The organism is Providencia sp. PROV200 (genome assembly GCF_049901995.1).
GTDB classification, from domain to species: domain Bacteria; phylum Pseudomonadota; class Gammaproteobacteria; order Enterobacterales; family Enterobacteriaceae; genus Providencia; species Providencia rettgeri_E.
In genome coordinates, this window is sequence record NZ_CP096307.1 from 2701189 (window position 1) to 2715783 (window position 14595).

Below are 14595 nucleotides of genomic sequence, written 5' to 3' on the forward strand. Positions count from 1 at the left end.
TTAATATTACGTTATGTTATGCGTAAACTGGGTGTTTTTTGCAAATTGCTAATACTTTTTGCTTCACGCTCTCAATGGTCGCTTCGTCATTGAGATTGTCTAGAATATCACACATCCAGCCAGCTAGCTCACCTGCTTCTGCTTCTTTGAAGCCACGACGCGTAATCGCAGGGGAACCAATACGTACACCAGACGTTACAAATGGGCTCTTAGGATCGTTCGGCACACTGTTTTTGTTAACAGTAATATTCGCACGGCCAAGCGCTGCATCTGCATCTTTACCGGTGATGTCTTTATCAACCAAATCAACTAAGAATAAGTGGTTTTCAGTTCCGCCAGATACCACTTTGTAGCCACGTTTTTGGAAAACATCGACCATTGCCTTCGCATTCTTAGCAACTTGTTGTTGATAAGCTTTAAACTCAGGTTCCATCGCTTCTTTCAGCGCAACCGCTTTACCTGCAATAACATGCATTAAAGGGCCACCTTGAGATCCAGGGAATACCGCTGAGTTGATTTTTTTATACAACTCTTCGTCACCACCTTTAGCTAAAATTAATCCACCACGTGGACCCGCTAAAGTTTTATGTGTTGTTGTCGTCACAACGTGTGCATGAGGAACGGGGTTTGGATAAACACCCGCAGCAATCAAACCTGCAACGTGAGCCATATCAACAAACAGGTAAGCACCAATACCGTCTGCGATTTCACGCATTTTTGCCCAATCAACCACACCTGAGTACGCAGAGAAACCACCGATAATCATTTTTGGTTTGTGTTTTTCCGCTTGCGCTTTGATATCGTCGTAGTCAATTTTACCGCTTTCATCAATACCATAAGGTACGATGTTATACAGTTTACCAGAGAAGTTAACTGGTGAACCGTGGGTTAAGTGGCCACCATGTGCAAGGTTCATCCCCAGAACGGTGTCGCCTGGTTGTAATAACGCCATGTAAACTGCGGCGTTAGCTTGTGAACCTGAGTGTGGTTGTACGTTTGCGTAGTCAGCACCAAATAGCGCTTTTGCACGGTCAATCGCTAATTGCTCGACCACATCAACATGCTCACAACCACCATAGTAGCGTTTACCTGGATAGCCTTCTGCATATTTATTGGTTAGCTGAGAACCTTGAGCCTCCATGACTCGTGGACTGGTATAGTTTTCAGAAGCAATTAATTCAATATGTTCTTCTTGACGTTGTACTTCTTGCTCCATTGCTTCCCATAATTTTGGATCGTAGTCAGCAATATTCATTTCACGCTTTAACATTCGCTTCTCCTGCCTCAGCAATTCAATAGGTTGAAAATCGATTCATCGCAATGACACACAGTGTAAACTCTTTTTCACTCTTGAGATAGCCCTAAAGAAAAAATATACGCAAACGATTGCATTAATTTTTTTCACTTCATTTGCTTCTGAAGGCTTCATTATAAAATAGCCCAAATTTTAATTTTTGACGGACAAACCTCCAGATTTGTAATCCCCTTCTCATTATGTGCCTAAATTCACCCTATTTTCCCGGTTTGAGTCTTTACATAAACCCTTAAATATTATAAGTTGTATTTAAAATACATCTTTATAAATCGCCTTCATGGATCTCAAAAAATAGAGGTTAACTGAGATGAAATAATATTATCTCTCTGATGTACAAAGAGATATTTTTGATATTACAAAAATAGCTCTTTACCTTAACGATAACGAGAACATGAAAATAATTCAGGAGCACCTGTATGCTAGATAGCCAAACCATCGCCATTGTTAAATCCACCATTCCTGCCATTGCTGAAACAGGGCCAAAACTGACCGCGCATTTTTATGATCGGATGTTTAAACAGCATCCTGAGTTAAAAGATATTTTTAACATGACTCACCAAATGAATGGGGACCAACGTGAAGCCCTTTTCAATGCTATCTGCGCATATGCTGTGCATATTGAAACACCTGAAGCGCTTATTTCAGCTGTCGAAAAAATCGCACAAAAACATGTCAGTTTGAATATAAAACCTGAGCACTACCCAATTGTCGGGGAAAACTTGCTTGCAGCCATTGATGAACTCCTTAATCCCGGCCAAGAAGTTCTTGATGCATGGGGAAAAGCTTACGGTGTTTTAGCTGATATTTTTATTGGTAGAGAGGCTGCAATTTACCAAGAAAATGCAAATAAAGATGGGGGTTGGGAAGGCTTACGTGAATTTAAATTAGCGCAAAAACAACCACAAAGTGATGTGATCACAAGTTTTGAATTTGTGCCTGTCGACGGGCAACCTGTCGCGGATTACCGACCAGGCCAATATATCACGATTTATGTCAACAACCCGGGATTTGAAAACCAAGAAATCCGCCAATACTCACTGACTACTGCCCCTAATGGTCGTAGCTACCGTATCGCGGTAAAACGTGAAGACCAAGGCACCGTTTCTAATTTCTTACATCAACAGTTAAATGAAGGTGACAGCGTGCATCTCGCACCTCCATGTGGGGATTTCTTTATCGATGTTGATAATACAACACCTGTTACGCTAATTTCCGCCGGGGTTGGCTTAACCCCAATGTTAAGTATGTTAAATCATCTAACAGAACAAGCTCACAGCGCACAAGTAAATTGGTTCCATGCCGCTGAGAATGGTGCAGTTCATGCCTTCAGACACGAAATTCAACAACTACTAGCAAAACAGAAAATTAGCCAATCTGCGATTTGGTTTAATCAACCAAGAGAGGATGATCGCCTCGGGTTTGATTACCAATATGAAGGTTTAATGAATTTAGAATTGGTACGTGAATGGATTGAGCAACCGAATATGCAGTTTTATTTCTGTGGCCCTGTTGGTTTTATGCAGCACATAGGTAAGCAGTTAATTACGATGGGTGTCGATGCCGATGCGATTCACTATGAATGTTTTGGCCCACACAAAGTATTGCCCCTCAACTAATCGATAAAAAATGCGCTTCTATTTAGAAGCGCATTCTATGAAGCATATTAACTGAAGAAAATTGGTTAACTAGTTAAATGTTCGTAGTTTTCTAATTTAGCGGTAACGGGCTCGCATAATAAATACACAATTCTAATCCCATTCCTGTGTATTTTCCGTTACCGCATTTTCATACAAACTTAATTTATTAAATTGCTTCTTCGTCTTGCTCACCGGTTCGAATACGGATCACTCGAGCGACATCATAAACAAAGATCTTCCCATCACCAATTTTGCCAGTTTGTGCAGTTTGCATAATGGTTTCAACGCAGTTTTCAACGATGTCATCAGGAACAACAATTTCAATTTTTACCTTAGGTAAAAAGTCGACCATATACTCTGCACCGCGGTAAAGTTCAGTATGCCCTTTTTGACGTCCAAAACCTTTTACTTCGGTTACAGTCATTCCTGTAATACCGACTTCAGCCAACGCTTCACGAACATCATCAAGTTTGAATGGCTTTATAATTGCATCAATTTTTTTCATAAGTAATTCCTGTTATGACCAGTTTTTACGGCCAAAACCTGAGGTGATCGGATAGCGGCGATCTTTGCCAAAATTACGCATCGTAATACGTGGCCCAACCGGTGCCTGACGACGTTTGTATTCATTAATATCAACAAGACGCACAACTTTGCGTACTACGTCTTTATCAAAACCAAGCTTGATTAGGTCATTCACTGACAAGTCCTTTTCCACATAACCTTCTAACAAGGCGTCTAGCACATCATAAGGCGGCAGGCTGTCTTGATCTAGCTGACCCGGAGCGAGTTCGGCTGACGGAGGCCTATCAATCACACGTTGTGGAATTGCGGGAGAGAGTGTATTACGGTATTTAGCTAGCTCAAAGACAAGGGTTTTAGGCACATCTTTTAGCACATCAAACCCACCGGCCATATCACCATACAGCGTTGAGTAACCGACCGCTGATTCACTTTTATTACTGGTTGTCAGTACCAAACGACGACGTTTATTCGACATCGCCATTAAAATAACGGCTCGGCACCGTGCTTGTAAGTTTTCTTCGGTTGTATCTACCGCAGTTCCTTCAAACATAGGCGTTAACTGTGCCATAAATGCATCAAACATCGGCTCGATAGATACTATATCAAACTCAACACCAAGCAAGTCAGCTTGTTCTTTGGCGTCGTGAATGCTTATTTCAGAAGTATAACGGAATGGCATCATCACGGCTTGCACATGCTCTTTGCCTATTGCATCAACGGCAATCGCTACTGTCAGCCCTGAGTCAATCCCCCCCGATAAGCCTAAAATAGCCCCATTAAAACCATTTTTATTGATGTAGTCGCGAGTTGACATGACTAAGGCTTGGTATACCTGTGCGACAGGGTCATTTTCAATAAATACACTACCTTCGCTCACCAGTGCAAGTTCATCAAATTGCACTGTAATAACCTGCTCTTTAAATTCTTCCAATTTAAAGGTTTGTTTGCCTTTGTTTGCAATGATTTTTGAGCCACCATCAAACACCAATTCATCTTGCCCACCCACTTGGTTAAGATACACAATTGGCATATGAGTGCGTTTACAATGTTCGACTAATAAATCGGTTCGAATATGTTCTTTATTAATGTCATAAGGGGATGCATTGATTGTCAATAATATTTCAGCACCAGCCCCTTTAGCTGCATCTACCGGCTCGTCATACCAAATGTCTTCACAAATCAATAAGCCAAGCTGATAGCCTTTAAATTCAACGACACAGGTTTTTTCATCTGCGGTAAAATAACGAGGTTCATCAAACACACCATAATTGGGTAGCTCTTGTTTAAAATAACGTGCGTGCAGTTTACCTTGGTAGAAAAATGATAATGCATTATAGATATCATCCCCTTCATACCATGGGTGGCCAACGATAATCGCTGTCTCAGAGCTTGCTTTTTGTAAACGTTCTAGCTGTGCGACGCAACGATCTTCAAAATCGCCACGAAAAATCAAATCTTCTGGTGGGTAGCCTGTCAAAGACAGCTCTGAAAACATGACAATATCTGTGTTTGGTGCTTGTTCACTCACAACTTGCAACATGCGTTCGCAGTTGCCTTCGATGTCACCGACTAACCAATTAAGTTGTGCTAGTGAAATATTAAGCTTACGGCTCATAAGGTGTTTTTTCTCCCGGAGCGTGAATATGAATTGCCTTATTCCACATAATGTAATCGATAACAACCATGTGGTAAATAATTCTTATTTATTCTTTGAAATCATTGGCTTCTAAATCATGGCGACCAAGTAATTTATAAAACTCTGTACGGTTTCGTCCTGCCATTCGAGCCGCTTGGGTGACATTTCCTTTTGTCATTTGTAATAACTTACGTAAATAATTCAGTTCAAATTGATTACGTGCTTCAACGAATGTCGGCAAAGCGGTATTTTCACCTTGCAGGGCTTGGCTAACCAACGCTTCACTGATCACCGGCGATGTTGTGAGTGCCACACATTGCTCAATCACGTTAACTAACTGGCGCACATTACCCGGCCAGCTCGCTGTGATTAAACACTTCATCGCATCGCTGGAAAAACTGCGTACAAAGGGTTTATGGCGTGATGCTGACTCGCGTAATAAATGATTAGCTAATAATGGTATATCTTCTGAACGCTCATTTAACGCAGGAATACGTAAATTAACTACATTTAAGCGATAGTAGAGGTCTTCACGAAACTCATTTTTTTCCATCGCTTTAGGAAGATTACGGTGAGTCGCAGACAAAATACGCACATCAATGTCTAAATCACGGTTACTACCTAATGGACGAACTTTGCGCTCTTGCAATACCCGCAGTAATTTAACCTGCAATGGCATTGGCATATCACCAATTTCATCTAAAAATAACGTACCACCACTAGCTGCAAAAAATAACCCTTCGCGATTACTGACTGCACCGGTAAAAGCCCCTTTCGCATGGCCAAATAATTCAGACTCTAATAGTTGTTCAGGTAATGCACCACAGTTAATAGCAATAAACGGCTTACGAGCCCTAGGACTAGCCTTATGAATCGCTTGAGCCAAAACCTCTTTACCTGTACCACTTTGCCCATTAATAAGCACGCTAACATCAGATTGTGCTACCATATGTGCTTGTTCTAACAGCCTTATCATCAAGGGGCTACGCGTGACAATCCCCGAGCTCCACTCTTCATCGCTAATGGGTGTCGAAGAGAGCGCGAGTGCTTCATCAATGGCTTTATATAATGCATCTTTATCGACAGGTTTAGTTAAAAAACTAAATACGCCTCGCTGCGTTGCTGCTACTGCATCAGGGATAGAGCCATGTGCCGTTAATATAATGACAGGCATATTTGGATGCGCTTTTTGTATCTCATCGAAAAGCGCCATACCATCCATTTCGTCCATCCGTAAATCGCTGATCACTAAATCTAATTTTTCTTTTTGTAAGATTTTTAGTGCTTCGGGACCACTTTCTGCTGTAGTGACTTTAAAACCTTCACTACTCAAGCGCATGCCTAACAGTTTAAGAAGGCTAGGGTCATCGTCAACTAACAATAAATTTGCTGACTTACGATTCGTCATTTTTGTTCATTCTCCGATGAATTTTGCTCTACTGGAGAAGATACGCTGCTATCAGGCTTTGGCGCTTCTGAGGAAATAGGTTTATCTCCTTCCACCCCATTTTCCACCTCTTTTTCGGTTTCGTTCGTGCTTTTTTTGCGAGAAGAAAGCTGACGTTCAATATCCGTTAAATTTTCAAGCTTACGGGAGGTCGTATTCAGCTCGAAAGCCAATTTAGCATTATCTTCCTTTAAACGGTCGAGTTTGCTATCCATTTCTTGCTGTAAGCGTTTATAACGAGCCCCAGCGTCTGACAAGTTGATAATTTGTACTTGTTGCTCACGCCACAGTTGTAATAATGGCCGCACCGCGGTTGGAAAACTCAAGCTATACGTGTTTATGCTATCAAGCATTTTACGACGCTCAGCAATGGATGGATCAGCAGAGTTCAACAAAATATTCTGTTGAAATGCACTTGACCAGTTTGTAACCTCTATTTTACCTGCATCCGCACGCGCTTGGCTGGTTTCAGTACGGTCTGCACAGTCCATCATGCGCAACCAAAATAGTGCATTTTCCCGTGCAGTTGGCTGGTCATTATTCCAAATCGTTTCACATGATGTATAACGGTAGTCTGTCACTTTAACTTCCGGCACAACAGCTTGAGCCAGTGTATCGAGAGGTGACTGACCATTTTTTGTTACACATCCACCTAAAATTAAGGAGAATAAAACGACACTAAAATTAAGCCCTTTACGTCTCATCACATAAGGTACTCTTTTATTATGTTTACTTAACGATGCCTTACGGTAAAGTACCGCCCAAACACCTGTAGACCGATTTACCATTATTCATTCTCTGCGGTTAGAGGCAGTTCAATTCTAAAACAGACATCTGCTGATTTATTGGGAACAAGAGATAGTTCTCCACCCATTTGTTTAATACAATCTTGCGCAATACTCAGCCCTAGGCCACTTCCTTTAACAGCACCTTTTCTTTGTAATGAACCTTGATAGAAGGGTTCAAAAATCATACTTTGCTCAGATTCAGGAATTGGCGTTCCCGTATTCGCAACTTCAATCAGAAGTTTATTGCCAGTTTGGCGACTAGAGATCCAAATATTACCTGATTCGCCACCATAGTGCACCGCATTGGAATAGATATTATCAATAACTCGCCCAAGAAGTGAGGGTTCAGCTAAACAGCTATCTACTTTTAAACGGACGTCTGTTTTGATGTTCTTAGCCCGTGCGGGTAAGTTATGTGCTTTGACGATATCTTCAATGAGCTTTTGTAAATCAACAATCTGTGCTTCTGGTGGGTCATCGACGAGCTTACGATTATAATCAAGTAATTGCTCAATAAGTTGCTGAAGATGCTTACTACTGTGATCAAGAATTTCTACAACTTCTTTTTGAGACAGCGTTAATGGCCCTGCAACCTCATCCGCAAGTAATTCTGTCCCTTCACGCATGCTTGCAAGAGGCGTTTTTAATTCATGTGAAATATGGCGGAGAAATTCGTGACGCTGTGATTCAAGCCAAGACAATCGTTCACTTAACCAAATAATGCGCTGGGCGATTGTCCGTAACTCCCTAGGGCCTTTAAAACGCTCAATATTACTGGCAAGTGTACGCCCAGTACCAAGACGATTAATCATTCGCTCGATAGCCTTGACGGGGCCAATAATCATTCGAGTGAATAATGCCACCAACAAGGCGCTTAATAAAAATAAAATTAAACTTTGCCAGCCAAATAGTTGACCTTTATTCGCAATCGCTTTTTGCAACTGTTCCCCACGGCTAAAAATGACATCCCGTGTTTCTTGCACTAATGAAGCATTCGCAGCAGAAAATTGTTCTAAAGCCTGTGTGATTTTTTCTGTTGGTTCATTGTTTTCACATGTGACGGCCTTAAGCGCATCCAACGTTTTAGTCAACGCGGAAGTGTCCGACGAGGCAGGTAAGATAGTGCTCTGGCGCTCAAACATTTGCTGGTAGTCAGCAAACTGTTTCTGATATTGGGTTTTCAATGTGGGATCTTGCAAAACACAATATTGACGATAGCTCCGCTCCATTTCTAAGGCGAGGCTACTCATCACTTCACTACGCCGTGCGTCAAGCAACGTGGTTTTATTGATATTGGCAGCTTGGTTACTAAGTTGCTCAAGGCTTTGATATGCTTGATAAGCTAATACCAATAAAGGAAGTAGTACAAGCCAAAACGCCATCACAACTAGTTGACGCAAGGAGCGAGGGAAAAAACGCCATTTACTCAATACATTCATCTCATACCCATTAAACGTATTGCAATGGTAGCAGAACTCTTTGTCATGCGAAAAGTACAATCCAAATTCTGTGTCCCATAGCGTTAAAATCAGACTAAGTGTAATAATGAAATAGCAATGAACGTGCCAAGTTAATTGGTGAAAAGTGATATTTTTCAGGTAGCTATATTCTGCAAGCCAAATTGCTTCATATCTGACTAGCCTAGAATATCTTCAGCTATGCCCTAAATCATTCGGATTGCAACTAGGCGCCAAGTGAAGATATCTCTAGGAGCATGACGAGAGCCGCTGAGCGCAGGTAACAATGCAGCAGTTAGAAGTATGGCGGATATTTTGGTGGGTATAAAACAGGAAGGCGGAGTAAAGGACTCACCTTTACCCCGCCAGCGATAACAACTGCTATGATATTGACTGCTTTATATAATTATGTCTTTACATTAAAGATAATTATATAGGTGGTGCCTCACTCCACGTGTCGCCCTGTGTTTGATAAGGCCCGAAGGCGAGTATCTATGCTGTTGGACGGTAGGCACCTTACTTTGGCGTCATTCTTGGTTTATGTGGTATGTACCCAACTAATTTTGGACCTACATAAGAAGTTGAATGAGCAACTGAATATTATTATGCACATGCCGTGCCAACTTTTCAATTTATTTTTTAACGCATTAAAAAATAAGACAATTTATTTTTTACAGCCTATTCAGAGATTCTGGATACACTGAAACGGTTTATCTCTTTCTCAATATTGTCGCTAATTTAAGACACCCTAAACACCAATTTTATAAGTCTATATTTATCAACAAGATAAATGTCTCCTTTTGGAGACACCCCTATGGGGGGTTTGTCGCTATTTTTATACACCTTGTTTTTTGGTTGTTTATTGTTCAACACAAATAAGTTTGCGTGAAAATTTTACCTCAATAAAAAAATTGCTCGTCATTATGGATGAACAGCAGAATTTTACATTCTGCTTCTAGCTTATCTTTTCCTATATTGATATAAGATTTCCCAATACCCTACTCATCAAATTGATAAAAATATGATAAAAATCGCGTTAGTTGATGACCACATCGTTGTGCGTTCTGGTTTTGCACAACTTTTGACACTTGAACCTGATATTTCGGTTATCGGGCAATATGCCAGTGCTCAAGACGCTTGGCCTAATTTGCTTAATTTAGACATTGATGTCGCCATCATGGATATTTCAATGCCAGATGAAAACGGTTTACAGCTTTTATCACGGTTACGCCAAAAAAAACCTGATTTTCGCACCATTATCTTGAGCATTTATGATACCCCAGCCTTTGTACAAAGCGCATTGGATGCAGGTGCAAGCGCTTATTTAACAAAACGTTGTGGCCCTGAAGAATTAGTCCAAGCCGTTCGCTCAGTGCACCAAGGCGGCTGCTACCTATGCGCCGATGCTATGCGAGCGCTACGCCATTCACCACAACAGCAAAAAAGCCTACAGGAATTGACGCCCCGAGAACGGGAAGTGTTTGATTTATTAGTCGCTGGCTTTAGTGTAAAGGTTATCGCAGAGCAACTTGAACTAAGCCATAAAACTGTGCATGTGCATCGCGCAAATATTTTAGGCAAATTACAATGCGAAAATACCATCGACCTTGTTCATTACGCGTTAGAGCATAACCTAATTTCAAGGTAATTCAGGCATGAATAAAAGCTTACGGTTAACGCTACAATCCATCTTTTTATTTTTTACCTACTCCCTGTTATGGATTGGGTTGTGGATCATCGGCTTTTATTTAAGTCAAAACAGTTTTCAAGCCACTTTGTTTCTACCACAAGGCTTGCGTCTAGCTTTGATGATTATCCTTTGGCGGCGCTACTGGCCAACACTGCTACTTAGCGAAGGAATATTAAATTTTTGGTTATCATCAGAGCAACTGCTCTTCCAGCCAGTTTTACTGTTATCCCCATTATTAAGTCTTGGTGTTGCTTTCGTCATTCAAAACATCTGGTGGCGCTATACGTTATATTGGCAACGATTATTATTATTACTCGCTGGTGTTGCCGCAAATAGCGTATTACATGCTTTATTATTCAGTGGGTTATCATCTTATTCCATTAGCCAATTATTCCTAACAACATTCACCGGAGGAATACTCCTCTCTCCTTTTGTTTATCTCATTTATGAGTATCTCCACGAGCAGCACTACCAAATGCTCCTTGATTATGGAACGCCAGATAAACAATTACGAACCTCTTTAATAGTTTGGTGTTTTCTATTCTGTGTCGTCGGGTTGAGTGCCCAAGTCTTTTTTGCCCCCGAAATTGAGCGGTTAATTGTCCTACTCGTCTTTATTCCTAATGTTTTTATGGCTTATCGCTATGGTTGGCAAGGGGGCGTACTTTCTGCATTATTAGGTAGTTTAATTATTACTTTTGCACGACAATTTCACGGTGCCTTTGTTGATTTAGAAGAGCTAGAAATGTTTCTCAGTTCCCAAGCCTTAATTGGCATTGGGCTTGGGATAGCAATTAGCCGACAAAAACAACTGGCGAGTAACCTACAGCGCTATCGACAACGCTTAGAGCAAGAGCTAAAAGCGCGACGCGACTTAATGTTACAACTCGTTCATACCGAGGAAGATATCAAAAAAGCGATTGCTCGCGAGTTGCATGATGAAATTGGGCAAAATATTACTGCCATCCAAATTCAGTCAATGCTAGTGAAAAAAACAGCGTCTGACGACATCAGCCACCAAGCTGCAAGCCAAATAAATGAACTGGCTCAGCAAATTCACCAATCTACGCGGCAATTATTGCGCCAATTGCGCCCTCCCGTATTGGATGAAATGTCCCTTGAAAATGCACTTAAGCACTTAATTACTGAATTTTCTTTTCCACAGAATAATATTCAATGTCACTTTCATTATGGCTTACAAGAAACGCCGATCAATGAAACGGTTTTATTTACACTTTATCGCCTCGTCCAAGAATTACTTAACAATATCAGTAAACATGCAAGAGCCACACAAATTCACATATCTCTCAAGCAAATAGGTGACTCGATCCAGCTAGTTGTTGATGACAATGGCGTTGGCATTCCATTTAGCAAACGCACGAGTGGCTTTGGTTTGCGCGGTATTGAGGAGCGAGTTCGAGCCTTAGGCGGTGACTGGACATTGACCACACAAAACGGAACACAAATAAGTGTTAACTTGCCCACATTTTGAGATAAAACATCGCAAAACTAGGAATAATTCCTAGTCCCCTAATACCTTCTCTCATCCTTTTTGTTAAAAACTTGATTACATTTCGCCTAACAAGAGAAACCGCCCTATGACAGGTAAAGACACCTTGAGTCTGGATAACACGTATCGTTTTTGGCGTCGCCGCTTAATGCTATCAATGATTATTGGTTATGCCACTTTTTACCTTACGCGAAAGAGTTTTAACTTCGTGATGCCTGTCATGCAAAACGAGCTGTTTCTCGATAAAAGCGATATTGGCTGGATAGCGACGGCATTTTATTTAACCTACGGTATTTCTAAGTTTTTATCGGGCATTTTCCACGATATCACCGGATACCGTTGGTTTATGGGTGTCGGCTTAGTGATGACAGGGCTACTCAATATTATTTTTGCCTATTGCTTATCGTTTCCGGCGTTATTGATCGTATGGACACTAAATGGCTTTTTTCAAGGCTGGGGCTGGCCACCTTGCGCACGCATTCTAACGCACTGGTATTCACGCAATGAGCGTGGCTTTTGGTGGGGGCTGTGGAATATTTCCATCAACCTAGGGGGGATGTCACTGCCCTTGCTGACGGCGCTATTGGCAACCCAGTACAGCTGGCAAATGGCATTAATTGTCCCTGGCGTTATTGGAGTCATCATTGGGTTATGGCTGTGCCGCCAATTACGTGGCACACCACAAGAAGAACAGCTTCCAAGCGTGGGGCAATGGCGACAAGATGTGTTGGAGTTGCGCCAAGAGCGTTTGTCCCCTCCCATGCCGATGTTAACGATTTTAAAAGAAGCCATTATTTTTAACCGTATGATTTGGTTACTGGGTTTCTCCTATATTTTGGTTTATCTCATCCGCATGGCGATAAACGATTGGGGGAATTTATGGTTAACAGAAAAGCATGGCACTAACTTACTCAGTGCCAATGCCACATTATCGTTATTTGAATTGGGGGGATTATTAGGTGCTCTCTGCTCGGGCTGGGGCTCTGATATCCTATTTCGTGGCCAACGAGCACCTATGATCCTACTGTTTTCATTGGGCCTTTGTGTTTCAGTCAGTGCCTTATGGTTAACGCCAATTCATCACTACGCTTTATTGGCTGTATGTTTCTTTGCTATCGGATTTTTTGTTTTTGGACCCCAAATGTTAATCGGTCTAGCTGCAACAGAATATTGTCATAAAAAAGCAGCTGGAGCGGTAACGGGCTATCTGGGTTTGTATGCCTATTTAGGCGCTGCAATCGCAGGATGGCCGCTCTCTCAAGTCATTGCACACTATGGTTGGTCAGGAATGTTTTCTTTACTAACGAGTGCCGCGGCTTTGATGGGATTACTGCTAATGCCACTTTTGATTGCCAATGTCAGCAAACGAGAGCATTTAGCAGGCACTGTTTCACCCTCTGATAATAAAACCTGAATAAAGGACTGACAATGAAACTGAAAACTCTCTCTACGCTTATCGCTGCGGGTTTATCCCTAGCGGCTATTTCTACCACTGCAAATGCGGCAGGCCGTTTAGTTGTCTACTGTAGCGCCACTAACGCCATGTGTGAAACGGAAACACAAGCTTTTGCGAAAAAATACGATGTTAAAACCACGTTTGTCCGTAACGGTTCTGGCAGTACTTTAGCCAAAATTGAAGCAGAAAAACGTAACCCACAGGCTGACGTGTGGTATGGCGGTACATTAGACCCACATTCACAAGCTGGGGAAATGGATTTACTTGAGCCATACAAGTCGCCAAATCTGTCTGAGATCATGCCGCAGTTCCAAGACCCTGCAAAACGTAAAGGCAACTACTCTTCCGCTGTTTACATCGGTATTTTAGGTTTCGGTGTCAATAAAGATCGCTTAAAAGAGAAAGGCTTACCCATTCCAACTTGCTGGAAAGATTTAACTAAGCCTGAATATAAAGGCGAAATTCAAATTGCAGACCCACAAAGTTCAGGAACTGCTTATACCGCATTAGCTACTTTCGACCAATTATGGGGAAATGAGCAAGCCTTTGATTATCTAAAGAAATTAAACTCAAACATCTCTCAATATACTAAGTCAGGTATTGCCCCGGCACGTAATGCGGCTCGTGGTGAGTCGGCAATTGGTATTGGCTTCTTACATGATTATTCATTAGAAGTGGAAAACGGTGCGCCATTAGAGCTTATCGCTCCATGCGAAGGTACTGGCTATGAAATCGGCGGGATCAGTATTCTGAAAAATGCACGAAATATGGATAACGCGAAACTGTTCGTTGATTTTGTCTTATCGAAAGAAGCTCAAGAGCTGAGCTGGAAAGAGGGTAAATCTTACCAAATCTTAACCAACACAACGGCGGAGTCCTCGCCTATTTCATTAAAACTCAATGAGTTGAACCTAATTAATTACGATATGGATAAGTACGGAGATGCTGACGTCCGTAAGGATCTTATCAATAAATGGGTTACCGAAGTCAAAATGAGCAAATAGCCATTAAGTGCGGCGTTCAGGCGCCGCACTGGGCACTTACTTAACTAAAATAAAAAATTAATTTAATTAAGCTTCGAGTTATGCGTATTGTTATGGTGTGGCAGAGTGAAACCCACTCCGTAACAATGCA

11 protein-coding genes are annotated in these 14595 nt (G+C 41.6%); 5 read left to right on the forward strand and 6 right to left on the reverse strand.

Annotation, left to right across the window (positions count from 1 at the left end):
• Positions 1-16: 16 nt before the first annotated feature.
• A complete protein-coding gene (glyA, locus tag M1E86_RS12355; RefSeq protein WP_125892197.1) occupies positions 17-1270 on the reverse strand; it encodes a serine hydroxymethyltransferase in 1254 nt (417 codons plus the stop codon).
• A gap of 461 nt (positions 1271-1731) precedes the next feature.
• Between glyA and hmpA the strand changes: the two genes are divergently transcribed.
• The gene (gene hmpA, locus M1E86_RS12360) at positions 1732-2931 is read left to right on the forward strand and encodes an NO-inducible flavohemoprotein (protein ID WP_213913169.1); all 1200 of its coding nucleotides are present in this window, start codon (positions 1732-1734) and stop codon (positions 2929-2931) included.
• Positions 2932-3118: 187 nt separating this feature from the next.
• Here hmpA and glnB read toward each other — a convergent pair whose 3' ends face one another.
• The 5 genes from glnB to M1E86_RS12385 all read right to left on the reverse strand — a co-directional run bounded on the left by glnB (position 3119) and on the right by M1E86_RS12385 (position 8787).
• A complete protein-coding gene (glnB, locus tag M1E86_RS12365; protein ID WP_004912721.1) occupies positions 3119-3457 on the reverse strand; it encodes a nitrogen regulatory protein P-II in 339 nt (112 codons plus the stop codon).
• 12 nt (positions 3458-3469) lie between these two features.
• Entirely contained in the window at positions 3470-5092 is a 1623-nt protein-coding gene (locus M1E86_RS12370) for an NAD+ synthase (RefSeq protein ID WP_213913168.1), read from the reverse strand.
• Positions 5093-5180: 88 nt separating this feature from the next.
• Positions 5181-6521 carry a two-component system response regulator GlrR gene (gene glrR, locus M1E86_RS12375; RefSeq protein ID WP_125892203.1) on the reverse strand — a complete coding sequence of 447 codons (1341 nt, stop codon included), beginning with the start codon at positions 6519-6521 and terminating at the stop codon, positions 5181-5183.
• Positions 6518-7348, reverse strand: coding sequence for a two-component system QseEF-associated lipoprotein QseG (gene qseG, locus M1E86_RS12380; protein ID WP_125892205.1), 831 nt, complete (start codon positions 7346-7348; stop codon positions 6518-6520). Before qseG ends, glrR begins: the two co-directional genes overlap by 4 nt.
• Positions 7348-8787, reverse strand: a complete 1440-nt coding sequence (locus M1E86_RS12385) for a sensor histidine kinase (protein ID WP_125892207.1) — start codon at positions 8785-8787, stop codon at positions 7348-7350. The genes qseG and M1E86_RS12385 overlap by 1 nt, the downstream gene beginning before the upstream one ends.
• A gap of 1039 nt (positions 8788-9826) precedes the next feature.
• Between M1E86_RS12385 and M1E86_RS12390 the strand changes: the two genes are divergently transcribed.
• The 4 genes from M1E86_RS12390 (at position 9827) to M1E86_RS12405 (ending at position 14465) form a co-directional block, all read left to right on the forward strand.
• Positions 9827-10453: a response regulator transcription factor gene (locus M1E86_RS12390; RefSeq protein ID WP_125892211.1), complete on the forward strand. Its 627-nt coding sequence runs from the start codon at positions 9827-9829 to the stop codon at positions 10451-10453.
• 7 nt (positions 10454-10460) lie between these two features.
• Positions 10461-11987, forward strand: a complete 1527-nt coding sequence (locus M1E86_RS12395; RefSeq protein ID WP_125892213.1) for an MASE1 domain-containing sensor histidine kinase — start codon at positions 10461-10463, stop codon at positions 11985-11987.
• Between the two features lie 106 nt (positions 11988-12093).
• Positions 12094-13419, forward strand: a complete 1326-nt coding sequence (gene uhpC, locus M1E86_RS12400) for an MFS transporter family glucose-6-phosphate receptor UhpC (protein ID WP_213913166.1) — start codon at positions 12094-12096, stop codon at positions 13417-13419.
• Positions 13420-13433: 14 nt separating this feature from the next.
• Complete coding sequence (locus M1E86_RS12405; protein ID WP_125892217.1) at positions 13434-14465, forward strand: ABC transporter substrate-binding protein; 1032 nt, start codon at positions 13434-13436, stop codon at positions 14463-14465.
• The last annotated feature ends 130 nt before the right edge of the window (positions 14466-14595 follow it).

Bases quoted from the DNA above. Each gene is read 5' to 3' on its own strand.
- glyA (WP_125892197.1), bottom strand. From the start codon at position 1,270: ATGTTAAAGCGTGAAATGAATATTGCTGACTACGATCCAAAATTATGG.
- hmpA (WP_213913169.1), top strand. From the start codon at position 1,732: ATGCTAGATAGCCAAACCATCGCCATTGTTAAATCCACCATTCCTGCC.
- glnB (WP_004912721.1), bottom strand. From the start codon at position 3,457: ATGAAAAAAATTGATGCAATTATAAAGCCATTCAAACTTGATGATGTT.
- M1E86_RS12370 (WP_213913168.1), bottom strand. From the start codon at position 5,092: ATGAGCCGTAAGCTTAATATTTCACTAGCACAACTTAATTGGTTAGTC.
- glrR (WP_125892203.1), bottom strand. From the start codon at position 6,521: ATGACGAATCGTAAGTCAGCAAATTTATTGTTAGTTGACGATGACCCT.
- qseG (WP_125892205.1), bottom strand. From the start codon at position 7,348: ATGGTAAATCGGTCTACAGGTGTTTGGGCGGTACTTTACCGTAAGGCA.
- M1E86_RS12385 (WP_125892207.1), bottom strand. From the start codon at position 8,787: ATGAATGTATTGAGTAAATGGCGTTTTTTCCCTCGCTCCTTGCGTCAA.
- M1E86_RS12390 (WP_125892211.1), top strand. From the start codon at position 9,827: ATGATAAAAATCGCGTTAGTTGATGACCACATCGTTGTGCGTTCTGGT.
- M1E86_RS12395 (WP_125892213.1), top strand. From the start codon at position 10,461: ATGAATAAAAGCTTACGGTTAACGCTACAATCCATCTTTTTATTTTTT.
- uhpC (WP_213913166.1), top strand. From the start codon at position 12,094: ATGACAGGTAAAGACACCTTGAGTCTGGATAACACGTATCGTTTTTGG.
- M1E86_RS12405 (WP_125892217.1), top strand. From the start codon at position 13,434: ATGAAACTGAAAACTCTCTCTACGCTTATCGCTGCGGGTTTATCCCTA.